General features: G+C 27.9%; 21 protein-coding genes, 1 other RNA gene and 3 pseudogenes. 20 read left to right on the forward strand and 5 right to left on the reverse strand.

Features of this window, described 5'->3' with window-relative positions; translation table 11 throughout:
* Positions 1-108 precede the first annotated feature (108 nt).
* The 9 genes and pseudogenes from dltA to NG901_RS11555 all read left to right on the forward strand — a co-directional run bounded on the left by dltA (position 109) and on the right by NG901_RS11555 (position 8,273).
* Positions 109-1,623, forward strand: coding sequence for a D-alanine--poly(phosphoribitol) ligase subunit DltA (gene dltA / locus NG901_RS11515; RefSeq protein WP_252214696.1), 1,515 nt, complete (start codon positions 109-111; stop codon positions 1,621-1,623).
* Entirely contained in the window at positions 1,623-2,777 is a 1,155-nt protein-coding gene (dltB, locus tag NG901_RS11520; protein WP_252214698.1) for a D-alanyl-lipoteichoic acid biosynthesis protein DltB, read from the forward strand. The genes dltA and dltB overlap by 1 nt, the downstream gene beginning before the upstream one ends.
* A 133-nt stretch (positions 2,778-2,910) precedes the next feature.
* Entirely contained in the window at positions 2,911-3,138 is a 228-nt protein-coding gene (dltC, locus tag NG901_RS11525; RefSeq protein WP_003374498.1) for a D-alanine--poly(phosphoribitol) ligase subunit DltC, read from the forward strand.
* Between the two features lie 237 nt (positions 3,139-3,375).
* Positions 3,376-3,729, forward strand: a transfer-messenger RNA (tmRNA) gene (ssrA, locus tag NG901_RS11530).
* A gap of 480 nt (positions 3,730-4,209) precedes the next feature.
* A complete protein-coding gene (locus tag NG901_RS11535; RefSeq protein ID WP_252214700.1) occupies positions 4,210-5,121 on the forward strand; it encodes a hypothetical protein in 912 nt (303 codons plus the stop codon).
* A gap of 9 nt (positions 5,122-5,130) precedes the next feature.
* Positions 5,131-5,457 (forward strand): cytochrome c3 family protein, encoded by a 327-nt coding sequence (locus NG901_RS11540; protein WP_252214701.1) that lies wholly within the window; start codon positions 5,131-5,133, stop codon positions 5,455-5,457.
* Between the two features lie 6 nt (positions 5,458-5,463).
* Entirely contained in the window at positions 5,464-6,999 is a 1,536-nt protein-coding gene (gene ccsA / locus NG901_RS11545; RefSeq protein WP_252214703.1) for a cytochrome c biogenesis protein CcsA, read from the forward strand.
* 428 nt (positions 7,000-7,427) lie between these two features.
* Positions 7,428-7,710, forward strand: a pseudogene (locus tag NG901_RS11550) (CD3324 family protein).
* Between the two features lie 126 nt (positions 7,711-7,836).
* A pseudogene (locus NG901_RS11555) lies at positions 7,837-8,273 on the forward strand (N-acetyltransferase).
* 146 nt (positions 8,274-8,419) lie between these two features.
* Here the strand turns inward: NG901_RS11555 and NG901_RS11560 are convergent.
* Both NG901_RS11560 and NG901_RS11565 read right to left on the reverse strand, forming a co-directional pair.
* Positions 8,420-8,587, reverse strand: coding sequence for a hypothetical protein (locus NG901_RS11560; RefSeq protein ID WP_252214705.1), 168 nt, complete (start codon positions 8,585-8,587; stop codon positions 8,420-8,422).
* A 463-nt stretch (positions 8,588-9,050) separates the two neighbouring features.
* A complete protein-coding gene (locus tag NG901_RS11565; protein ID WP_252214707.1) occupies positions 9,051-9,785 on the reverse strand; it encodes an alpha/beta hydrolase in 735 nt (244 codons plus the stop codon).
* Between the two features lie 65 nt (positions 9,786-9,850).
* Between NG901_RS11565 and NG901_RS11570 the strand changes: the two genes are divergently transcribed.
* The 10 genes from NG901_RS11570 to NG901_RS11615 all read left to right on the forward strand — a co-directional run bounded on the left by NG901_RS11570 (position 9,851) and on the right by NG901_RS11615 (position 21,555).
* A complete protein-coding gene (locus tag NG901_RS11570) occupies positions 9,851-10,699 on the forward strand; it encodes a helix-turn-helix domain-containing protein (protein ID WP_252214709.1) in 849 nt (282 codons plus the stop codon).
* 110 nt (positions 10,700-10,809) lie between these two features.
* The gene (locus NG901_RS11575; protein WP_252214711.1) at positions 10,810-11,754 is read left to right on the forward strand and encodes an ABC transporter substrate-binding protein; all 945 of its coding nucleotides are present in this window, start codon (positions 10,810-10,812) and stop codon (positions 11,752-11,754) included.
* A gap of 47 nt (positions 11,755-11,801) precedes the next feature.
* The gene (locus NG901_RS11580; protein ID WP_252214713.1) at positions 11,802-12,809 is read left to right on the forward strand and encodes a FecCD family ABC transporter permease; all 1,008 of its coding nucleotides are present in this window, start codon (positions 11,802-11,804) and stop codon (positions 12,807-12,809) included.
* A complete protein-coding gene (locus tag NG901_RS11585; RefSeq protein ID WP_252214716.1) occupies positions 12,802-13,824 on the forward strand; it encodes a FecCD family ABC transporter permease in 1,023 nt (340 codons plus the stop codon). Before NG901_RS11580 ends, NG901_RS11585 begins: the two co-directional genes overlap by 8 nt.
* 10 nt (positions 13,825-13,834) lie before the next feature.
* A complete protein-coding gene (locus NG901_RS11590; protein ID WP_252214718.1) occupies positions 13,835-14,620 on the forward strand; it encodes an ABC transporter ATP-binding protein in 786 nt (261 codons plus the stop codon).
* A gap of 868 nt (positions 14,621-15,488) precedes the next feature.
* Positions 15,489-16,325 (forward strand): BglG family transcription antiterminator LicT, encoded by an 837-nt coding sequence (gene licT, locus NG901_RS11595; protein WP_252214720.1) that lies wholly within the window; start codon positions 15,489-15,491, stop codon positions 16,323-16,325.
* 198 nt (positions 16,326-16,523) lie between these two features.
* Positions 16,524-18,386 (forward strand): beta-glucoside-specific PTS transporter subunit IIABC, encoded by a 1,863-nt coding sequence (locus NG901_RS11600; protein ID WP_252214722.1) that lies wholly within the window; start codon positions 16,524-16,526, stop codon positions 18,384-18,386.
* A 20-nt stretch (positions 18,387-18,406) separates the two neighbouring features.
* Complete coding sequence (locus NG901_RS11605; RefSeq protein ID WP_252214724.1) at positions 18,407-19,846, forward strand: 6-phospho-beta-glucosidase; 1,440 nt, start codon at positions 18,407-18,409, stop codon at positions 19,844-19,846.
* Between the two features lie 326 nt (positions 19,847-20,172).
* Positions 20,173-20,889: a CoA transferase subunit A gene (locus NG901_RS11610; protein ID WP_252214726.1), complete on the forward strand. Its 717-nt coding sequence runs from the start codon at positions 20,173-20,175 to the stop codon at positions 20,887-20,889.
* Between the two features lie 12 nt (positions 20,890-20,901).
* On the forward strand, positions 20,902-21,555 hold the full coding sequence (locus tag NG901_RS11615; protein ID WP_286675204.1) for a 3-oxoacid CoA-transferase subunit B: 654 nt from the start codon (positions 20,902-20,904) through the stop codon (positions 21,553-21,555).
* A 76-nt stretch (positions 21,556-21,631) separates the two neighbouring features.
* On the opposite strand, the pseudogene NG901_RS11620 reads toward NG901_RS11615, so the two are convergent.
* A pseudogene (locus NG901_RS11620) lies at positions 21,632-21,856 on the reverse strand (transposase); the annotation flags it as partial.
* 145 nt (positions 21,857-22,001) lie between these two features.
* Between NG901_RS11620 and NG901_RS11625 the strand changes: the two are divergent.
* Complete coding sequence (locus NG901_RS11625; protein ID WP_252214730.1) at positions 22,002-22,757, forward strand: DUF1266 domain-containing protein; 756 nt, start codon at positions 22,002-22,004, stop codon at positions 22,755-22,757.
* 175 nt (positions 22,758-22,932) lie between these two features.
* On the opposite strand, the gene NG901_RS11630 is transcribed toward NG901_RS11625, so the two are convergent.
* Together NG901_RS11630 and NG901_RS11635 are read right to left on the reverse strand one after the other, a co-directional pair.
* A complete protein-coding gene (locus NG901_RS11630; RefSeq protein ID WP_286673940.1) occupies positions 22,933-23,619 on the reverse strand; it encodes a response regulator in 687 nt (228 codons plus the stop codon).
* 9 nt (positions 23,620-23,628) lie between these two features.
* The gene (locus NG901_RS11635) at positions 23,629-25,242 is read right to left on the reverse strand and encodes an ATP-binding protein (RefSeq protein WP_252214735.1); all 1,614 of its coding nucleotides are present in this window, start codon (positions 25,240-25,242) and stop codon (positions 23,629-23,631) included.
* Positions 25,243-25,424: the final 182 nt, after the last annotated feature.

Below are 25,424 nucleotides of genomic sequence, written 5' to 3' on the forward strand. Positions count from 1 at the left end.
TTTAATAAGTTCAATAATATTTATTTTTGCTATTTTAATATTAGCATTTGAACCATTTAATGAAATTCCATTTATATATAATCAATTTTAAAGAAAGGTGTAGTTAAAATGAAAATATTAGAAGGAATAAAGAAATTTTCAAAAAGTAATAGAGTTGCATTAACTTGTGATGGTGAATTTATGACATACAAAGAGTTAGATTATATATCTGAAAGTGTAGCAAGTTTTTTATTAGAAGAATTTAATAATGATAGAACTCCAATCATTATTTATGGTAATAAGGAAAATTTAATGATGGCAGTTATGATAGCAGCATTAAAATCAGGAAGAGCATATGTACCAATAGATATAAGCTATCCACAAGAAAGAGTAGAAGCAATTATTAGTGAAGTTAATTCTAAAATAATTATAGATTTTAGTGAAGGAAATATTTTCGATAATATATTAGTTTTAAAAGAAAAAGAAATTAAAGAAATAGTTAATGAATATAGCGGTTTAGAAGTAAAAGCAGAAAATTGGGTAAAAGAAGATGAAAATGCTTATATATTATTTACTTCTGGTAGTACAGGAAAGCCAAAGGGAGTACAAATAAGCAGTAACAATTTAGATAATTTTGTTGAATGGATAGCAGATTATTTGAATTTAGATGAAAATGAAGAAATATTTATGAATCAAGCAGCATATTCCTTTGATTTATCAGTGGCTTCAATTTATCCAGCATTATGTTATGGAAAAATACTACATGGATTTTCAAAGAATACTCTTTCAAATTTAAAGCAGATGTTTAACAATATTAAGAAGTCAGATATTAATATATGGGTATCTACTCCTTCATTTGCTGGAATGTGCATAACTGAAACAAATTTTAATTCTAATATGTTGCCCAAATTAAAAGCAATGGTATTTGTAGGAGAGGTACTTCCAAAGCCATTATGTGAAGCGCTTTTAAATAGGTTTCCAAATACAAGAATTATAAATGGATATGGTCCTACAGAAGCAACAGTAGCAATTAGTATAAATGATATGAATAAAGAAGTACTAGAACAAGACGGAAGTTTACCTATCGGGTATCCTATGAAAAATTCAATTGTTAAAATTATTGATGAAAATGGTAATAGTTTAAAAGATGGAGAAAAAGGAGAAATTATAATAGTCGGTCCTAGTGTAAGTAAAGGATATTTTAACAATGAAGAAATTACAAAAAAATCATTTTACTATGATGAGTATGATGGAAAACGATGCAGAGCTTACAGAACTGGTGATTTAGGATACTATGTTCATGGTAAGTTATATTATTGTGGTAGGAAAGATTTTCAAATAAAACTTAATGGATATAGGATTGAGATAGAAGATATAGAAAATAATTTAGTAAAAGTGAGTAATGTAAAGAATGCATCCGTTGTTCCAGTAAATAAGGATGGAAAGATAGCATATTTAACTGCTTTCATTGAATTAAAGAAAGATAATGGATTAAGTGGATTAAAAAATGGAATAATGATAAAAAAAGAATTAAGTGAATTAATACCTTCATATATGGTTCCTAGAAATATAAAAATAGTTAAAGAATTTCCTACTAATATAAACGGAAAAATTGATAGGAAGAAATTAGCGGAGGAATTATAATGAAGTTAACGCAATATGGAGATTATTTTTATTTATATTTATTATTATTAACATTTATTCCAGCGATAATATTAGCTTTAAATGGAGTTAAACCAAAGTATTATGGAATAATTGTTTCATTTCTTATGATTTTATTAATAATGACTAAAAGTATAGGATTATCTTTATTTCTAATATTTTTATTAATAGAAACATTTTTAATTTATATGTATTTATTTATAAGAAAGAAAACAGATAATAAATATATTTATTGGTTAATATTATTTTTATCAATGATTCCTGTTATTATAACAAAATTAGCAGGAGTTACTAAATATTCATCATTAATTGGATTTATTGGATTATCATACTTGAATTTTAAAGCTATCCAAATAATAATTGAAATTTATGATGGAAGAATTACAGAAATAAATTTTACTACATTTATATACTTTATAATATTTTTTCCAACACTAAGTTCAGGACCTATTGATAGATGGAAAAGATTTGAGGATAATTTAAATACTAAAATAGAAAAAGAAACATATATAAATGAATATTTAACACCAGGATTCAAGAAAATAATTATAGCTATAGGTTATAAATTTATTTTAGCGTATTTAATAGATACATATTGGCTTTTTAAAATATCTACAAATATAACAGTATTAAATAGTTTGAATTATATGTACGCATATACTCTATATTTATTCTTTGATTTTGCAGGTTATAGTTTGTTTGCAGTTGGAACTAGTTATATATATGGAATTAAAACTCCGAAAAACTTTAATAAACCTTTTATAAGTAAAGATATGAAAGAATTTTGGACTAGATGGCATATATCTTTATCTAGGTGGTTTGGTGATTATATTTTTTCAAGATTTGTGTTAAGTTCAATGAGAAACAAAAGATTTAAAAATAGATTTATAGCGTCTCATGTAGCACAAATAATAACAATGTTTATAATGGGGTTATGGCATGGTTTAACTATATATTATATAATTTATGGATTATATCAAGGAACAGCATTAGTTTTAACTGATATATATCAAAGAAAATCAACTTATTATAAAAAGCATAAAAAAGAAAAGTGGTTTCAAATGACTGAGAGATTAATAACATTTCATATAGTATGTTTTGGTATGTTAATATTTTCTGGATATTTATTTAAATAAAGAAAATACTATTACAATGAATTTAAAATTAAATTAATGGTTATGTTTTAAAGTAATGCTGACATTTTAATATGAAGCTTAAGGAATTATGTAGCATTTGTTGTACTAAATATAAAAGGGAAGTGTATTAATTATGAAAGATAAAGTATTAGAAATGTTTATTGAAGTTACTGGAAATGATGAAATTGCAGAAGATTTAGATTTAGATCTTTTTGAAGCAGGATTGTTAGATTCTTTAGCAATAATTGAAATGTTACTTCAAATAGAAGAAAAGCTAGGAATAAAATTACAACCTACAGACTTAGAAAGAGAAGATATGTCAACTGTAAATAAGTTAACTGAGTTCTTAGAAAGTAGATAAACAAATTAAAAAGTTCTCTTTAGTAAAGTATTGATATATACATAAGCAAAGTGGACTGAGTAATTGAACTTAGGAATGCTAAAATGATTATAGTCCCATTTTAGCTTGTTCCCAATATAAAATCTATTTTCTGGGATTTTTGTAGTAATATGATATTTGACATTGCTTTTTTTATAATATATAATTTAGGAACAGACGAAAATTGAATATAAAAGTTTCAAACTTCGTTACTAACATGGGGGCGCTTTGGCTTCGACGGGGGTAAGAGGAGTTTGATAAGCGAGTCGAGGCAGCATGTCACCTCGTTAATCAAGTATGCAAAAAGATAAACGCAGAAGACAATTTTGCATTAGCAGCCTAATTTAGCGCTGTTCATCAGCCCGGGGTGCCCACGCTTCGGATCACTGGTGTCATTAAAGTGGGAAACGAAGTTTAGCAAAGCTTTGAGCTAAAGGGGTATTTATGAAGCTAGCAAGTATGTTGCCTGTCTATAGGCGTTCATATGAGCGAATTTTAATATATAGACTACACTCGTAGAAAGTCAGATGCATCTACTTTCGGACAGGGGTTCGATACCCCTCGCCTCCACCATTCAAAACCACGACTAGATGTCGTGGTTTTTTAGCGTTTGAGGATTTATAGTGGGGAAGGTCATTCACCACTAGTTAATAAATAGTTGATTTCATCCGTTTACAATACGGTGTAATTGGTAGAAATATGTTTTTTTATCTAAAAGTTTCTTAGAGTAAAGATATGATATAGTGTCCTATCTTAAAAAGATTATTTAGAAAAGCAGTTACAATACCATCTTTAGAGGACTTTGAAAAATTATTTATGAAATTAGATTAGTTTTTATTACTGAGTCTAAGAAGTTTATTGGGGATTATGGTGATAGAGATATTCAACGTAGTCTTTTCTTTTTTTGAAATATTGAATAGTTTAAGAGAAAATCCTTAATAAAATAGAAGAATTGATTGAAAGATATATTTCAGTAATATATGATTTTGTTCATATCTTAAATGAATAAGGTAATAATAAATAGAGATTAATATTATACGAGGAGGAAATATAATGAAGATGGGAAATAAAACATTGAAAAAAGCATTAAAAAGTTGTGTTATATTAGCAGTTTCCATCTTAGCAATTTTAATTAATAGTAAAGCAATGAAATCTAAAGCTTTATTTAAAGTAGCAGAAAAAGAATATTTGATATTAGCATATAATGACTCTGGAATGCATTGTATACAAGATGATTATTCTGCTTTTATGATATTACCACCAGCTAATACCGTTAAGGTCCAAGTCTTTGAGAAGGGAGTAGATAAGGCTAAACTTATAGATAGTGGAATAATAGTAGAATACAAAATGAATAACAATACTACATCAGTTGATAAAAGTAATTTTTGGAAGTATGCTAAAGATTATGGCTATGATTTAAAACTTAATGAAGGAATTGCTGGGAATTATTTAAGTGGAGTTTGTAAATTGTCAAAGGATAAAAATTATTATGAAGCTGAATACATTCCAGTAACACCTTTTAACGATGGAAGTAAGGTAAGAAATCCATATCAAACCATGACTGTTACAGTAATTGATGAGGCTACCAAAAAGGTATTAGCACAAGAGGATAGTATTGTAGTTTCAGTATCAGATGAAATGAGTTGTAGTAATTGTCATGGAAAGGTAGATACTTATGTAAACATATTAAAGGCTCATGATAGGAAAGAGAAAACAAGTCTTTATTCTGATTTAAATAATAATAAAAGACATAAATGTAATGAGTGCCATTCAGATAATACGTTAGGTGCATCAGGGACTCAAGGTGTTCCAAGTCTTTCTCTGGCAGTACATGATTTTCATGCATCAATTATGGGTATGTCAGATTTGCAAAATACATGCTACAATTGTCATCCAGGGGTTGAAACACAGTGTAATAGAGGAGCTATGTATAAAGCAGGTATTACTTGCAGTGATAGTAAATGACATGGAAACATGGAAAATGTAGCTCAGTCTTTGAAGGATGGAAGAAAAGCTTGGCTTGATGAACCAAAATGTAGTAATTGTCATGGAGAACTTTATAGTATAAAAGATAATCAACTATACAGGGAGGCTTATCTACAAAATGGACCAGAAGGTATGAATGGAAAAGTAAAATGTGCAACTTGTCATAATAGTCCACATGCTGAATGGATATCATCACTTCCTCAAGATAATGAGATACCAAAAAAGATTTATGGTAAACCTGATTTTATTAAAAAATGCACGGCTTGTCATGAGAATAAGGGAAATAATAAAATACATAAATATGAGGGAGAGTAGAAAAAAATGAATTTAGGAAATTTACTTATTCTTATAGCTGTAATAGGTAGTATATTAATACTACCTATTAATATACTAATACATAATAAAAAGATAAGAGATATAATTTTAATAATTACTGCCATAAGTTTAACAGCCTCATTAATTTTAATTCTATATTATCAGTATACTTGTAACTTTAGATATAGTTATGTAGTAGAACATATATCGACAGATTTAAAACCTCTGTATAAGATTTCAGCTTTATGGGCAGGGCAAAGTGGTTCCTTTTTATTATGGGCAGTTAGTTCTATTTGGCTAGGGATTACTATAAAAGGAAATAACAAATCTTTTAATATTTATATGATTATCACTACAGCACTTATTATCTTTGTTTATATAAGTAACCCATTTGCAATTGAAAAAGTAATTCCTAGTGAGGGAAAAGGACTCAATATAGCATTACAAAATCCTTGGATGGTTATACATCCACCATTGGTGTTTATAGGATATTCAGCTATGGCTATATTGTTTTGTGAAAGTTTTTCACATAGGGTAGAGAAAAAATGGGCTTATATTTCATTGCTTTTTTTAGGAGTTGGAATATTTACAGGAAGTATATGGGCTTATAAAGCATTAGGTTGGGGAGGATATTGGGCATGGGATTCAATTGAGAATGCTGCATTAGTTCCATGGTTAATTTTAGTGGCTATTATTCATAAGGAAAAAGTAAAGCCTTATGTAACTATGTTGCCTTTTACTCTGGCTGTTTTTGGAACATTTTTGGCAAGAAGCGGAATATTAGAAGGGAAATCAGTACATTCATATAATATTTCCACCATGTCAAAGCCAATATTGATTTTAATTAGCTTTTTATGTGTATTATTATTTATAATTGCTATAAAAAGTAAACAAAACAAAGATATAGTAAAGAATAACGGTACTTTAAAAAAAGTATTATCGGTATTTTGTAGTATTACATATTTATTTTCTGCACTTATTTTAATAGGTACTACTTTACCTATTTATTCATCTTATAATGTTGAAGTTGATTTTTATAATTTATTATCATTAGCTTTTGCAATAATTTCTTCAATTTTATTTTTCATTTATATGAAGGATTTATTTAAGGGGAATTTAGCTATTATATCAATAATAAATACAATTTTACTTATAACAATAAGCTGGATTACAAAGTTTGGAGAAGTTCAATGGCTGATTATCCTTTGGATACTAATGTTTCCATTACTTTTAAAAATAATTTATTTTAATAAGATCAAAAATAAATTAGCAAATATAGCGCATATTGAATTTATATTAATGATATTAGGTAGTATTACATCATCTATATTTGGTGAAATGGGAATGTTTTTAGAAGAAAAGGTAACAAATCAAGAAACTGTAGAGGCTATAATAATTCATAATTTTTTAGAAGATGTAATAATAACAGAAGGTGCAAAATATACAACCAAGCCATTAATATTTTTATTTTGGATAGGTGGAATTTTAATAATGATTTCTATGTTAGGGAAAATATGTTTCTTTAAGGATAGGATAAAATAAGAACATCACAGTAATGTGGTGTTTTTACATTCTTGGTGCAAAAGTATGCCTAAGCTGAAAAATATATAAAAAACAGTTTTTTAGGTTAGATGTTATAATTGGTATATAAATTATGTTTTTAAAGGTAGAATATCAAATTAATCATCTCATTTGTTTAGATTTAGAATTATGTATAATGAACTGTATCTAAGTAAATGAGGTTTTTATAAAAACTGCAAAAATTAATTGAGTATATTAAAATATACAGAAAATTATATATGGAGGTGAAATATAATGAGAGAATTTATACATTTTGAAAATGTATGAGGCTCCGAGCAAAGTCCATAATAAAATTTGTTTGGAGCCGTATTTATCTTAAATGCGGCTTATATAGCCAGATTAGATTTTGCTCGACTATGTACCAATAAAAGTAGATAGGAGCAAAAATTATGAAATATGAAAATGCAAAAGATATTTTACCGTCATATATTATAGAGATATTACAAGAGTATATTGATGGCAAATATATATATACCAAGAAAAAGCAATAATAAAAAATTTGGGGGAGAAGAAAGTGGATTTAGAAAAGAGTTGAACAATAGAAATAGAGAAATAATTAATAAGTACAATAACGGGATAACTGTAAAAGAAATATCTGAAAGTTATTATCTTACAGAACATAGTATCAGAAGGATTATTATTTATTATAATAAATTAAGTGTCTTAGTGTGATTAATAAGTTAATTACTTAAGGCACTTTTTAGTATAAGTATAATGCAGAATGATACATGTACTTGGTATAGATTAATAGTAAATAATAATATTAAAGATATAGGATATAAGGAGTAATGAATTGATATGATAAGAAGCTTAGAAAATAAAGATATTGATAAAGTAATGGATATATGGTTAAAAAGTACTATTAAAGCACATGACTTTATATCTAAAGAATATTGGGAAAAGAGTTATACTGATGTAAGAAATATTTACATTCCTATGGCTAATACTTTTTTATATGAAGATATAGAAGGAATCAAAGGTTTTATAAGTGTAATAAATAATGAATTTATTGGAGCATTATTTGTAGACGTGGATTATCAAGGAGCTGGTATAGGAAAAAAGTTAATAAATTATGCAATGGATAAATATAAAAAGTTAAATTTAGCAGTATATAAAGATAATAAAAAGCAGTAGAATTTTATATAAATAGAGGATTTAAGATAATAAAAGAACAATTGAATGATGACTCAGGCTATAATGAGTATATAATGGAAAAAATTTACAAGAAGAATTAAAAAAATATATGTTTATTTTTAATGAAAATTTGATATAATATAAATAAGAAAAGCTTAGTGCTACCAACACTAAGCTTCCTTAGAACATTTATTTTGTTTTAGGGCTATTGAATGAATTAAATAAATATTTAATTAAGAGTTAAGCACTATTCTTTGTCGGATGGGTGCTTTTTCTCTTTGCCATTAATTTCTATATGAATACCAAGAAATTTAATCTTGATAATTAACTTAGAAATAAAAAGATTATGTTTTAAAACTAATTCAATAATATAAATAGTAACAAAGCTTTTTATAGTTAATTCTAGCATATCCAATACCACCCCCCTAACTATGATGATATATTCACCAATAGTCCAAGGGGGATAAAATGTTCAAAACCCCCGTAGCCATCCTACTACGTATTTGCAATATTGTACTTTAGAATTATACCATATTTATGTAGAATATATACATAAGAATAAAATGGAAGAACTTCATTTGAAGTAGTTAAGGAGAACTGTATCACAAGCAAATTAATCTTTTACTATTTTGGGAAATAGATTATAAATTACGATTTGATTATAGTTATTTAAGGCATACCGGATTAAGAATGACTTGAAAAATGAATAAAAGAGAATAATAATTATTCTCTTTTATTTTATATAGTGATACCTACGATTAGAAGTTAAAATATATCATGTAAATTTAAAATAGAAATAGTATTAAGTATTTAGAAAGGTATTTAATTGAAAAGAAATAAGAAGATTTTTGGGGTTTTAAAATGTACAATATTTTTTGTTAAATTGAGAAAATATATCTAAGAGCTCTACTAATACTAGTTATAACTACAGAACCATGGTTTTCTTCTGGCGCAATATAGAGACTACAGTTATCATTAAAGCTTTTTATTTTATTATATATTTTTTCAGCTCCATCAACCATGTAACCTTCTTTTTTCCCTAATCCTATAAATACATTTTTATCACTATGTTCAAGGTTTTTGAAGTTTAAAATTTCATAATCATTCCACCATACTGATGGGCTAAAAGAAATTATATTTTTATAGATATTTGAACCTTTTAATAAGTTCCATAATACATAATAACCACTTAAAGAATGTCCGATTATAGTCATATCATTTTTATGGAAGTTTAAATTAGCTTGGATTATTGGTAGAAGTTCTTTTTCTATAAAAGAATTAAAATCTTCGCTACCACCAAGATTATCAGGTATCATAAATTTCCTTTTTTCATCTACAAAGTATTTTTCAGCTGGAGCTGTAAAATCTAAAAATCTCTTTTCTTTTTTCTCAAATTCTTGATGACATATTCCTACAACTATAGCAGGTTTAACACCAGTTTTAACAAATAATTGACCTTGTTGTTTTATGCAAGACTTAACTATTTCAAAATAATATCCACCATCTAGTACTACTATTAGTGGTAAATCATTTGCATTTGATTCTTCTGGAATGTAGAATTTAATATCATAAAAGCTATTAGTATAGTTTGATTTTATCTTAAAATTATCCATATAAGATGCTCCTTTGTGTTAATATTTAGTAATTAGTATAAAATAATAGAAAGGAAAGGTCAACAATGATGAAAAAAAGTATTAATTGGTTAATTGAATATTTTTCTGAAAGCTCTATTGAATTTGTTGATATTTTTAAAACTAAATTGCCACCTAATGAAAAAGATCTTAATAGAAAAACTGCTAAAGATTTATGTGGAATAGTAATACCTATAAGAGGAGAGTGTTCTTTCTCAGTAAATAAGCAAAAATATATTTTAAATAATAATACCATTTTACATTGTGGCTCAAGAATGGATATAGAAGTTGAAACAGAAGATGTAGGAATAGAGTATTATGTAGTTCATTATAAAAATATTTCTACTGTAAAGAAATTTGAAAGTATAGAAGAGGGATCCTTTTATTTAGAAATAGAGGATAGACTGCCATTATTAAAATACTGTGAAAACATCCGCGATAAATCATTAAGTCCTGATAGTTTCACAAAGTTTTCATGTAAAGTTGAATTTATAAATTTAATTAATTCTTTAGTTGAAAATGTAAGAGCAGTACAATATAATGACAAATTAAAATTAGTTAATAAGGGAATTGAGTACATAAATAAGAATTTTAGTGAGCCCATGTCAGTTAGTGAAATAGCTGAAATATTAAATATGGATAGAAGAAGATTTAGTGATGTTTTTCAAGAAGTAACAGGATTATCACCAATAAAATATTTAACAGAATATAGACTCAAGGAAGCTAAAAGGTTATTGAAGTTTTCTAGCTATACAATTTTTGAAATAGCTGATATGACTGGATATAATGATTGTTTCTATTTTAGTAAAACATTTAAAAAAAATGTAGGTATGTGCCCTAGAAAATACAGAGAAGTTAATAGTAATTTAGTTAAAAGTTTAAGAGTAAAAAGGTAGAAGTGGCAAAAGTACAAAAATTTCTCCCGAAAGTCTATTTTACCTTCTGAAAAATTCTGATAAAATAATCATAAATTGAAAATGATTATCAATACTAATGGAGGGGCAATATGAAAAAATACTTAACTTTATTTTTAACAGTAGTTTTATTTGCAGGTTTAACAGCTTGTACTAAGAATGATGTTTCAGAAAAGAATGGTGTAGAAAATAAAGACAAGCCATTTACAATAAATTATTTAGGACAAGAGTATTCTTTTGACAAAAAGGCTGAGAATATAGTACTTGCAAGTTTAGAAGGGATGGAAGATGCAGCAACTCTAGGAGTTGAAGCAAAAGGAGTGCTAGAGGTTGCTGGTAAAGTACCTAAATATTTAGAAGAAAACTTTAAAAGTGCAACTTTAGTGGGAGACAAGATGAATCCTAACTCAGAAGTTATATTAGGCTTAAATCCTAATGTTATTATAGGAAGTTCGAAATTTGGAGAAGAGGTAATGAATAAATTAAATAAGATTGCAGTAACATTACCGTATTCACATATATCAGCTAACTGGAAAGATAATCTGTTGGCTCTAGGAGAGATAATGGGCAAGACAGATGTAGCTAATAAATTAATTTCAGATTATGAAGAAAAAGCTTCAAAGACCAAAGAAGAACTTTCAAGTGAATATAAAGATAAAGATATTTTAGTTATTAGAATTAGACGTGGATTAATGTATGTATATCCGGCAGATGTATATTTAAATCCAGTTTTATATACTGATTTAGGAATAAAGGTTCCTGGAATAATTACAAATTCAAAGGCACAAGCAGAACTTACTATAGAGACTTTAGCAGAAATAAATCCAGATGCTATATTCTTACAATTTGATAATTCTGAGAATACTGATTCACCTGAAGCTTTAAATCAATTACTAGAGAATCCTATATTTAAGAGTATAGAAGCTTCTAAAAACAACAAAGTATTTGTTAACACAGTTGATCCTTTAGCACAAGGGGGAACAGCTTGGTCAAAGGTTAGATTCTTAGATGCAGTTGTAGATAATTTATTAAAATAAAAAGAGTGAGCTGTCTTTGTGACAGCTCAATTTTTAAGGGGACAAATATGAAGAAGTTTAATAAAAAGTTTTTAATAATATTTATGATATGTATAGTAGGAATAATCACTGTAACTATTTTATCTGTTACTTTAGGAACTAAAACTATACCAAGAGAAGTTGTTTATAATGCTATATTTAAATTTGATATAAATAACGTAGATCATTTAATAATAATGAATAATAGATTACCTAGAGCAATAGCTGTATTAGTTGTTGGAGGATTTTTAGCTTTAGCTGGTGCAATTATGCAAGGTATAACAAGGAATTATTTGGCATCACCTTCATTAATGGGTGTAAATGATGGATCAGCTTTTTTTATTACTATAGCTATGGTTTTCTATCCTGAACTTTCAAATGGAAGTTTAATTTTAGTTTCTATAGTTGGATCTATAGTTGGATCCTTATTAGTTTTAGGAATAGGTTCATCTATAAAAAATGGATTATCACCAGTTAGACTTGCCATTATAGGAACCATAGTAGGTAGCTTTCTAAGTAGCTTAGGATCAGCAATTGCAATGTACTTTCAAGCATCTCAAACTATTTCAGCTTGGTATAATACAAAAGTCCATGCTGTAAATATTGATTTATTAAAAATAATTATACCAATAGGAATTGTTGGAGTTTTAATAGCAATTATGGTGGCTAAGGATATAACAATAAGCTCATTAGGAGAAGATATAGCAATTAGTTTAGGGCAAAAAACAAATATAGTAAAGTTCTTATCTATGGGTGCAGTGGTTTTACTTACAGCTACTTCAGTTGCATTAGTTGGAAAGATTGCTTTTGTTGGACTAGTAATACCTAATATAATTAGAATTTTAGTTGGACATGATTATAAATATATAATTCCTTATTCTTTAATTGGAGGAGCTTTCTTCTTAAGTTTATGTGATTTAATAAGTAGATACATAGAATATCCTTTTGAAACACCTATTGGAACAGTAACTGCTATTATTGGAGTACCTTTCTTTTTATATATGATAAAAACTAAAGGAGGGGCAAAAAATGCATAAGAGAGAACTTAAATATTCTTTTATAGTAATAGCATTATTATTGCTAATTGTAGTAGCATTTTATTTACATTTAACTAATGGTATGTTTGATATTAGTATTGGAGAAGTATTTCAAACATTATTTAATTTAAATGATAATGAGAAGTTTAGATTAGTAGTATTTGAATTTAGACTTCCAAGAATAATAATAGCTATTTTAGTTGGAGTAGGTTTATCAATAGCAGGGCTTTTCCTACAGGGAATTACTAAAAATGAATTAGCTGATCCAGGGATACTAGGAATAAATTCTGGAGCAGGGGCTGCTGTTATTATATACATGTTTTTTGTACATTTTAATTCATCAGTATCAGATGGAAGCAATTTTTTAAGTATATTTGCTATGCCTATCTTTGGTTTTATAGGCGGTATAGCAGCAGCAATGTTAATATTATTATTCTCAAAGAATAATAACAAGATGGATATGCAAAGGCTTATCTTAACTGGTATAGCTATAAATAGTGGTTTTTCAGCTATTTCTATGCTTTTTTCAATGAAAATGAATGCTTCTGATTTTGAATTTGCTGCTGTTTGGCAAACAGGATCTATATATAATGCAAACTGGACTTTTATTTATATGATGCTTCCTTGGATAATATTTTTAGGATTATATCTGTATAGAAAGGTTCATTTACTAGATTATTTTCAATTAGAAGAAGGTAGTATAATTAGCTTAGGTATAAACTTAGAAAAAGAAAAAAGAAAATTACTATTTGCTTGTGTTGGGTTAATTAGTTCTTGCGTATGTGTTGCTGGGAATATTGGTTTTATTGGATTAATGGCACCCCATATAGCAAGGCAACTAGTAGGAATAAAACATAGAAAACTTATGCCTGTAACAGCTTTAATTGGAGCCTTTCTTTTAGTAATATCAGACTTTATTGCTAAGACTGTTTTTGCTCCTTCAGAGTTAGCTGTAGGAATAGTAGTATCTATCATTGGTATTCCTTATTTTGTATATTTATTATTTAAGTCATAAGAGGTAAGATATGAAGAATGCTATTAATATAAAAGATTTAAAAATAGGATATGATAAAAAGATAATAATTGAAGAGTTAGATTTAAGCATTGAAGCGGGAAAAGTAACAAGTATTATTGGCCCAAATGGATGTGGTAAATCAACCTTATTAAAAAGCATAGGAAGAATACTTAAAAAGGAAAAAGGTGAAGTATTTCTTCTAAATAAAGATATGGATGATATGAAGAGTAGGGAAATAGCAGAAAAGCTTGCTATATTATCACAAAATCCTATAGCTCCTTCAGAATTAAAGGTAGAAGAGCTAGTTTCTTACGGAAGATATCCCCATAGATCTAATATAAATAAATTATCTAGCAAAGATAAGGAAAAGATTGAATGGGCATTAAAGGTAACTAATACTATTGACTTTAGAGAAAGAGAATTATCAGATTTATCTGGAGGACAAAGGCAAAGAGTTTGGTTAGCAATGGCCTTAGCACAAGAAACAGACATATTATTATTAGATGAGCCAACTACTTTTTTAGATATGTCTCACCAGCTTGAAGTACTTAGTATTGTAAGAAACTTAAATGAAAGACATAAGTGTACAATAGTTATGGTTTTACATGATATTAACCATGCAGCAAAGTATTCTGATTTCATTGTTGCAATGAAAGATGGGAAGATACTTTATAAAGATGAACCAAGTTCAATAATGAATAAGGAAGTATTAAAAAATATTTATAATATAGATGCAGAACTCATAAGAAATAAAAATTATAATGTTCCTTTATGCTTGAATTATGAATTATTATAATGAAATATAGATAAGGTATCTTAATTAATGTTATCTATAATTATTAGGCATGAGTTTGATTAATTAATTTAACTCATGCCGATTTTATTTTTGAAAACTTTTGGAATTTGTTGTGGATAAATAAGGGATCTTCATTCATTAAATTTAATGTGATTTTTAAAGGTAGAATTAAGAAATATTAAAAAATTTAATTTATAAATAGAAAAAGTATTATAGATTGTCAAATGGAGAAAACCATTGTGAGACATAAGGTAAAATTAAAAAATTTAACATATAGTTTTATGTAGAATATGGTGGATTTTAAAGGGCTTGATTAACTGGTCTTTTTCTATGATTAAATTTGAAATTATAGTAAAGAAAAGAGTAATATTTTAGGGGAAGAAAAACTAGTAAGATAATTTGCTCAATCTTTGTTCAAAATGCATGGGTTTCTTCTATTATAAAATCAATGTTTGCAGTACCGTTTGAATCAAACTTTATTTCAAGCCAACATCTTGTGTAAAGGGACAATTTTTTATACAACTGATGTTTTTAGTATGGTTGGTGTCCATGGAATGCTTGTATTGAGCACTCCATGGTTTTTATTAATTCTAACATTTTTCATTATAGTGCTATTAATTGTTTTATTTAGTATATAAAAAGTTTGATGTAATGGGAAATTCATAAAAATTTTAATTAAAAATTATATAATATGATTGACAAAGAAATCATTTTCATGTTATATTCTAAATATGATAATTATATTTGAATAAGGATCGTTACTGATTTAGAAATATATCAGGCGTGACCTAAAAGCTGTATGGAGAGTATATAACTTATTATTACTACAGTTTTAGGTCTTTTTTGTATATTTTTATGGAGGTTTATTATGAAAGTAAAGAAGGTATTTAATAATAATGTTGTACTGGTTGTAAATGATTTCGATGAAGAACAGATTGTAATGGGAAAAGGGATTGGCTACCAAAAGTACCCAATGGATTTAATTGAAGAAAATAAAATAGAGAAAAAATTCATATTTACTAATGACGAATCATTAAATAACTTTGACACATTAGTTAATAGAATACCTCTTAGCCATATTGAACTTGCTAGTGAGATTATACAAATGGGTAAAGAGTTCTTGAGTTATAAATTAAATGATACTATTTTAATTACTTTATCTGATCATATAAGTTATATGATTAAAAGACTCGATGAAGGATTAGTTTTTAGTAATCCACTTCAATGGGAGATTAAACAGATATATCCTGACGAGTACAAATTTAGCCAAAAAGCATTAGATTATTTAAAAGAAAAAACAGGTAAGAACATTCCAAATTCAGAAGTAGCCTTTATAACATTACATTTTGCCAATGCTCACTTAGAAACTAAAAATATGGAGGAGACACTTTTATTAACTAAGATAATAGATAATGTTTTAGATATAGTTAAGTATAACTATGGAATTGAAATAAATGAATATTCCTTTGATTATACAAGATTTGTCACACATTTAAGGTATTTTGTAAAAAGACAGCTTACTGGTGAAAGTGTAGATGGAGATACTTCATTATTAGCTATTATAAAGTTAAAGTATGCTGATGATTATAATTGTTCAGTAAAAATAAAAAAGTTTCTAGAATCTACGTATGGTTGGAAAATCACTGAAAATGAATTGTTATATTTGACATTGCATCTAAATAGATTGAGTCATAAAAGCAAATAGAAAATAATAATATACAGTTATGTAGGTTAATATAATTATAATAGGAAAATAATTTGAAAATAAATAAAAAAGGATCGTTACTGTTTGGCAGGCGTGACCTAAGTTAATATAATTAGTAAAAATAATTATCAATTTTTTACTGATTATATTAGCTTAGGTCTTTTTTTATAAAAAAATTACTTGAAGGAGGAATATACTATGAAGCATGAAAGAGAATCAGAGCAAATAATTAAAAATGTTGGTGGAAAGGATAATGTAATAAGTTTAGTTCATTGTGCAACTAGACTTAGGTTTAAGCTTAAAGATACATCAAAGGCTGATAAATCTGAATTAGAAAAAATGAGCGATGTTTTGTCAGTAGTAAATAGTGGAGGACAATATCAAGTTGTTATTGGTAATAAAGTAACAGATTATTTTGAAACTATTACTAAAAAATTAGGATTAACCAGCGAAATTAAACAAGAAAAAGGAGAGAAGACATCAATAATATCAAAGGTTTTTGAAGTTATCTCAGGAGGCTTTTCACCATTAATTCCTGCTTTAGCTGGATCAGGTATGATTAAAACTTTACTTACAATATTAACTAATATGGGATGGATGTCTGATGCCAGTACTACTTACGCAATTTTATCTGCGGCCGGAAATGCTGTGTTTTATTTCTTGCCAATTTTCTTAGGGATTACTTTAGCTATTAAAATAGGAGGAAATCCATACGTTGGAGGTGTTATTGGGGCTGCTCTATTAGAACCAACTTTTACAGCCTTAATCGGATCAGAAGGTGCAGTTACATTTTTAGGAATTCAAGTAATTCCAGTTTCTTATGCGGCAACAGTATTTCCAATATTTATAGCTATTTTTATTTACTACTTTGTTGATAAATTCTTAAAAAAGATCATTTTAAAAGATTTACAATTATTCTTAGTACCGGCAATTTCCTTATTAATTATGGTTCCATTAACAGTGATATTATTTGGACCATTAGGAACAAATGTTGGTGATATTATATCAAATTTTGTAATGTGGTTAATCAATGTAAATCACATTTTAGCTGGAATTATTTTAGGCGGCGGGATGCCTTTTATGGTTATATTTGGTCTTCATTGGGGATTCACACCAATAACTATACAAAACCTATCAGTACTTGGAGGAGATCCTATAGAAGGAGCTGCAGTTGCAGCAGTATTTGCTCAAATTGGTATTGCCATTGGATTATTTTTAAAATCAAAAAAACACTCAAAGTTAAAAGCTTTATCTGGCTCAACAGCCATTACAGGATTATTAGCAGGTGTAACTGAACCTATCGTTTATGGAATTATTTTAAGGTATAAAAAAACAATACCTATATTAGCAATTTCAGGAGCAATAGGTGGTGGTATTTGTGGAGCTTTTGGAGTAACTATGAATGCTTATGTGTTTCACAATGTATTCTCAATGCCAGTTTACACACCATTCTTCGGATATTTATTAGGAATAGGAACAGCCTTAGGAGTAGGAGCAGTTCTTGCATATTTCTTTGGATTGAAACCAGAGGAATTTCAAGAAATGGAGAAAGAAGCTAATGAGTTTAAAAGCAATGATTCTAAAGCTAATGTTCATACAAAAAGTAATGTAGAAGAAATTTTTTCACCACTTGATGGAAAACAAATTAAATTATCAGAGGTAGAAGATGAAGTGTTTTCATCAGGAGCTGTTGGAGAAGGTTTAGCTATTATTCCAGCAAAGGGGGAAGTTGTTTCTCCAGTAAATGGAGTTGTATCAGCTATTTTTCCTACTAAACATGCTATAGGGATTACTTCTGAACGAGGGGTCGAATTATTAATTCATATAGGTCTTAATACAGTGGCATTAGATGGAAAATATTATGAGAACCATGTTAAAAACGGAGATAGAGTTAGGATTGGAGACCTATTAACTTCATTCGATAAAGAAAAAATTGAAGAAGCAGGTTATAGCACTGTTACTCCTATTATAGTTGCTAATACAAGTGAACTTGTAGATGTAATTATAGAAGAATATGCAGAAGTGAAAAAAGGTGAATCTGTAATAAAAGTAATTCACTAATAGGAAAGGATGGTATAAATATGTCTTTAAATGAAAACTTTCTATGGGGAGGAGCAGTTGCAGCACACCAAGTTGAGGGCGGCTGGAATAAAGGTGGAAAAGGAGTAAGTATAGCAGATGTAATGACAGCTGGAACACATACAGTTGCAAGAGAGATTACAGATGGTGTTATTGAAGGTAAGAATTATCCAAATCATCAAGCAATTAATTTTTATGAAAACTATAAGGAAGATATTAAACTTTTTGCAGAGATGAACTTTAAATGTTTTAGAACGAGCATAGCGTGGACTAGAATTTTTCCAAATGGAGATGAAGATATACCTAATGAAGAAGGTCTTAAGTTCTATGATAATTTATTCGACGAATTACTAAAATATAATATACAACCGGTAATTACTTTAAGCCACTTTGAAATGCCTTATAATTTAGTGAAAAAATATGGCGGCTGGCGTAATCGTAAGTTAATTGATTTTTATGTTAATTTTTGTGAGACAGTTATGATTCGTTATAAAAATAAGGTTAAATATTGGATGACTTTTAATGAAATTAATAATCAGACAATAACTAGTAATCCTATATATGCTTTCACAAATTCCGGAATAATATACGAAGAAGTTGAAAATAAGGAAGAAGTTATGTTTAGAGTTAGTCATAATGAATTCGTTGCAAGTGCTAAAGTAGTAAAAATTGGTCATGAAATTAATCCCGATTTTATGATAGGGTGTATGGTTGCAGCTATGCCTAGCTATCCATATTCATGTAATCCAGATGATATTATGAAAGCTGAAGAGGCTAATAGAGAGCAGCTAATGTTTACAGATGTTCATGTTAGAGGAAAATATCCTAAACATATTCTAAAACTATGGGAAAGAAACAATTATCAAATAAAGATAACTGAAGAAGATGAGAAAATTTTGAAAGAAGGCACAGTTGATTTCATTGGCTGCAGCTACTATTTAACAACTACAGTAACTTCAGATAAGAACATGAAGCGTACAGGGAATGATTCAGCAGGTAAAGCAGATGTTGTAGAAAATCCGTATTTAAAGACATCAGATTGGGGGTGGACTATAGATCCAGTTGGACTTCGCTATTATCTAAACCAATTATATGATAAATACGATATTCCAATATTTATTGTAGAAAATGGATTTGGAACTATAGACATATTAAGAGAAGACGGAACTGTAGATGATAAATATAGAATTGAATATCTATCAAGTCATATTAAGGAAATGAAGAAAGCAATTGAAATTGATGGAGTTGATGTAATTGGTTATACAACATGGGGATGTATTGATCCAGTTTCATTTACCACAGGGGAAATGAAAAAAAGATATGGATTTATATATGTAGACAAAGATAACGAAGGAAATGGTTCTTTAAAGAGATATAAGAAAAAATCTTTCTATTGGTATAAAAAAGTTATAGAAAGCAATGGGGAAGATTTGAAAATTTAGATTTAAATATAATATATAGTGAACTGCCCCCTGTCAAGTAGATAGGGTAAATAATAAAAAATTATGCTACTAAAGTATGACTTCAATATTTTATTGGAGTCATACTTTTTAACTTTTTCTAATTCAGTATCCTTATGGTTAAGCCATTTATAGTAAGAAGAACGTGCAATGTTAACTAGTATACTTCTGACATTTGGATAAGGTTGGAATAAAAATTATTAGATAAGAATAATAATAATCTAAGAATTGAATTTCTAAGATAAGAAGATTAGTTTCAAAACAAGTAGTCCATGTTAGATTATAAAACTTTGGAGGTGTATAGAGAAATGACAAAGATTAAGACAATACAAGAAGCAGTAGAAAATATTAAAGATGGAATGAAAATTATGACAGCAGGTTTTTTAGGAATAGGTGCTCCGTTAAAGATGATAGATGCATTAGCAGAGACAAATGTTAAATATCTTACACTTATTGAAGCTGTATCAGCTCATCCAGGACAAACTCATGATATTGGCAAGCTTGTAGCAAATAAACAAATAAAAAAGTTTATAGGTTCACATATTGGAACTTGTCCTGAAATACAAGAACAATACAATGCAGGTACATTAGAAGTGGAATTTATACCTATGGGAACTATAGTAGAATGTATAAGAGCTGGGGGGGCTGGACTTGGTGCAGTTATAACTCCAACTGGTCTTGGAACTGAAATTGAAAAGGGAAGAGATAAACTTACTATAGATGGCAAAGAATATTTAGTATTTCCAGCAATAAAGGCAGATGTTGCAATAATCAAGGGGTATAAAGCTGATAAACTTGGGAATATTGTATATAGAGGGACAACTAAAGGAACAAATACAAGTATGGCACTTGCAGCTGATTTAGTTATAGCTGAAGTAGATGAAATTGTAGAAGTGGGTGAAATTTCACCTGATAGTGTTGGAACACCAGGAATATTGGTAGATATAATAGTTCAAGGCGACTCTTTTGAAGAGAGAACAAAATATTTTGAAGATTTATGGACAAAAACTAATAAAATGAAATAGGGGTGAGAAATGATGAATGGTAAAGAGATAATTGCAAGAAGAATCGCAAAAGAGTTTAAAGAAGGAATGGTTGCTAATTTAGGATTTGGTATACCTAATATGGCTGCAAACTATTTGCCAGAAGGAATGGAAATAATACTACAATGTGAAAATGGTGCATTGAAGTTTGGTGCAACTCCAAGCATAGGTGAAGCTGATCCTGACTTAGCCAATTCTGGTGGAGCTCCAATTACTTTATTGCCAGGAGCATCAACATTTGAAATGGATCTATCTTTTGCAATAATAAGAGGTGGACATGTTGATATAACTGCACTAGGCGCTTTAGAGGTCGATGAAGAAGGAAATATTGCAAATTGGAAGATACCAGGGATTTTTGCGCCAGGTATGGGTGGCGCAATGGACCTTTTAGTAGGAGCAAAATATGTAATAGCTGCTTTAAGTCATAATGATAAAAAAGGTAATCCAAAGGTGCTAAAGAAATGCACATTGCCTTTATCAGCTAAAAAGTGCGTTGATCTTATAATTACTGATAAAGGGGTTATGAAGGTTACAGATAAAGGATTAGTATTAATGGAAGTGGCACCAGGTGTAACTGTTGATGAAGTAGTAAAGATCACTGATGCTGATTTACTAATAGCTGATGATGTTAATGAAATGGAAATATAATATGATTATATACAAGATGAAGAATTTTTAAATCTGAACTGACCCCTGTCAAGTAGACAGGGTAAATAATAAAAAATTATGCTACTAAAGTATGACTTCGATATTCTATTGGAGTCATACTTTTTAACTTTTTCTGTAATCTTTTTGTATTATAAAAATCTATATATTCATCAATAGCTTGTTCAAGTTCTTCATATGTATCGAATTTTCTTAGGTAATACATTTCAGATTTAAGTGTACCCCAAAATCCTTCCATCGGACCATTATCTATGCAACGACCAACCCTAGACATACTTTGAGTTGCATTTGAAAGTGATAAGAAATATATTTATTGATTAATTTGTAAACTAAATTTGATTTAGTAAACATAGTATGATAATCTAATAACTGCATTAAATGATAAATTATTGAATAACATGCTGATGTTACAAAAATGGAGGGGTAAAATGGATGGAATAATAATTATTGGAATAATACTTTATATTTTATATATAGTGTTTTTCGGTAGAGATAAAGGATTGGATATATATAAAGAAATGACAACTCCTACAATGAAATTTATAGGGGCTGCTGGTTATAATACATATGCAAATGCAGATTGCAATGGAGTTGATATAGGTGGGATGTATGTATGTTTATGGGCTAAAAAACATATGAAAAAACTATTAAAAAGTGGTTGGAATATAAAAAATAGAGATGATTTAGAATCTACAATTGCATGGCTTTTTAATGAAGGTCATAATGAAGAATGTATGGAACTTATGAAAATATATAAGGAAAATCCTGAGTCAAATCGTATAAAAAAGAAACAGAAAGAGCTGTTTGATACATTATGTTCAGAATATGAAAATCAGGGAATATTAGCCTGGGATATATGCAGAATATGTAATCTTGCAGGATGGGGATTCCTATCAGGATATATATCATATCAAGAAGCAATAAAAGTAAGTGTTGATGCGTGCAAAGTATTACAGGCAAATTACACATCATGGGATCATATGATGAACAGTTATTTTTGTGGATTAGCTTTTTGGAATGGGCCAGCACAATCATCGCCAAAAAGCAGAGCTCAAAGCTATAATTTAACTAAACAAAGTAAAGATAGTATTTATAATATCCCATGGGATACAGATCTAGATGCAAAAGATTTTATAATGCCAAGAAAAAATGAAAGAAAAAATGTAAAATTGCTAGAATTATAAATTTTATTTTTAGTAAAAATACTATAAATGCTAGTGTGATAAACATATTTTTATGATAAATTTAATATGAAAATAACTTCTTGTTGCTAATAATCAAGATAATGAATTATTACAAAAGAGGTTATTTTTTATTTTAGAGCCATAAATTCATTATAGAATTCCTCTTTAAGTTTCATTAATACTTTAAAGCTTTATATCGAATAGAAGGACGTCCACCTGTTTTATAATCTACATCGCTAGAGATTTCTTTACATTCTATTAGATAATTCATATAACGTCTTATAGTAACCTTAGATAAATTAATTGCAGAGGATATTTCCTCACTTGTCAAATAGCGAAATTTATTTGAAATCATATAGTCTCTTATTAAGTTTAATGTTTCCTTTTGAAGTCCTTTTGACAGGTTATCATCATTTGTTTTAAAAGGTTTTGAGTTTGAACTTATAAGTTCATCAATGGAAGACTGATTAAGTTTTTTTTGCTTAGTTATCATTTCGTATTTCATAATAAATTTATTTATGGCACTTTGAAAGCGTTCATATTTGAAAGGTTTGATCAAATAATCAAGAATGCCAAGCTTTAAAGCTTTATCAATATTAGCAATGTCATTAGCAGCTGTTACCATGATTACATCTGTGCTATAGTTATTATTTCTTATTATTTCTAAAAGTTTCATACCAGAAATATTAGGCATGTACAAATCTAAAATAACTAGATCTACGCTATTAGACTCTAGATATTTTAATGCATCAGCCCCATTAGTAAATGTAGCACAAACAATTATTTTTTTAGTTTTTAGAATATAATTTTTATTAATTTCTGTTACCATTAGATCATCCTCAACAATTATTGCTTTTAACATAATAAAATCCTAACCTTTCATATAATTTCTTTTTTTATTTATCATTATTGTAATTGAAGTACCAACATCTAATTCAGATTCAACATCGATAGTTCCATTACAACTTTCAACAATATTATATACAAGATTTAAACCAATTCCACGATCATTTCCTTTTCTTGAAAATCCTCTTTTAAATATATGTTTTATATCGTCTTGTGAAATTCCAGTACCTGTATCATCTACAATAATAGTAAGACATTTGTCATCGCTATGTATATAAAGAGTTACTTCTCTTATAGAATACTTATTGTTTAATGCATCAAAAGAATTTTCTAAAAGATTACCAATTATAGTAACTAAGTTATTTGTTGAGACAAATTTATTGTGACTATCAAGGAAGCTTGTAGACTGAAGCTTAAAATCTATGTTTAATTCCTTTGCTCTGTTTACTTTTCCTATTATTAAAGCTGCTAAAGTACGATTTTTAATTTGAGAGATTATAAAGCTATAGTTTTTTTTATGATCTTCAGTAATGCAGCTTATGTAATCAATAGCTTTATCTGTATCTCCAATTTGAAGAAGACCTAATATTATGTGAAGCTTGTTCATCTGTTCATGTATATTTGCACGTAAAGCCTTTATAATATGATTTACACCTGTAAGTTCTTCTGCTAATTTTTTTACTTCAGTTTTATCTCTGAATATTGAAACTGAACCAATGAGATTTTGCTTATTATAAATAGGTATTCTACTTGTAAGTATAGTCGTATCATTTATATTAATTTCTTTATTATATTCATAATTACTCATAACAGTATTATTAATTAAATTAGAGCTTATAAATTTATCTATCAATTCATCAATAGAAGTATTATTTTCTTGGATTCTGAGCATATTGATAGCGGCATTATTGTATAATATACATTTTCCAGTATGATTTACAGCTATTATACCTTCATCAAGGGAATCAAGTACTTCTTTTTTGTGTAAATACATTTCTGTAAATGTTACAGGTTCATATCCAAGTAGAGTCTTTTTAATACTTTTTGATATGACAAATGAAAGAATCAAACCTATTATAGCTGATATTATAAATAAAAATAAGGAGTGAAATATTATTTTAGATCGTATATCACTTATGGAAGCAGAATATGAGCTTACCATAACAAAGCCTATAATATTATTACTGTAATCCTTTATTGAAGAAAAAGCACGTCTTTGCTTTGAATGACTTCCTATGGTTTCAGTTATATAATTGTTAGATCCTTCAAGAATTGGATATTCATCTCTACCTAAGAAGGGTTTTCCTATTAGAGTATGATCAGGATGATATAAGCGAATATCATCTTTATTTGTTATTACAATAAAATCTATTTTAGGAATTAAAGTAGTTAATGTATCTAAATAATCATTAATATGTTCATCTGGCATATTAGATAATGCAAGCTTTTTTATTTGTTTATCATCAGAAAGAAACTGTGCATAGTGAGAAATATTTTCATCAATTTCTGTATTTAAATCATTTATATCCTTAAATGCATTATAGCTTACTGTAAATGTCAGAATTATAAAAATTAATATGAAATAGGACATAAGTATTTTGTTCATTACTGACATAGACTTTAATCTTTTTTTAAACATAATATATATACTCCTTATCTCTTTTTTTATTCCATAACATAGTATTAATACACATAATTCATAAAATAGATATAATTACTATTTGATAATTCAATTATATATTAAAATTCAGAAGTTTTGATTTTTTTTACTTACAAAAGGTTTTATAGTTACTAAATATTTAAATTTTATACAATTGGAGT

The sequence above is a fragment of the Clostridium sp. CMCC3677 genome, from assembly GCF_023845585.1.
Classification (GTDB): domain Bacteria; phylum Bacillota; class Clostridia; order Clostridiales; family Clostridiaceae; genus Clostridium; species Clostridium aquiflavi.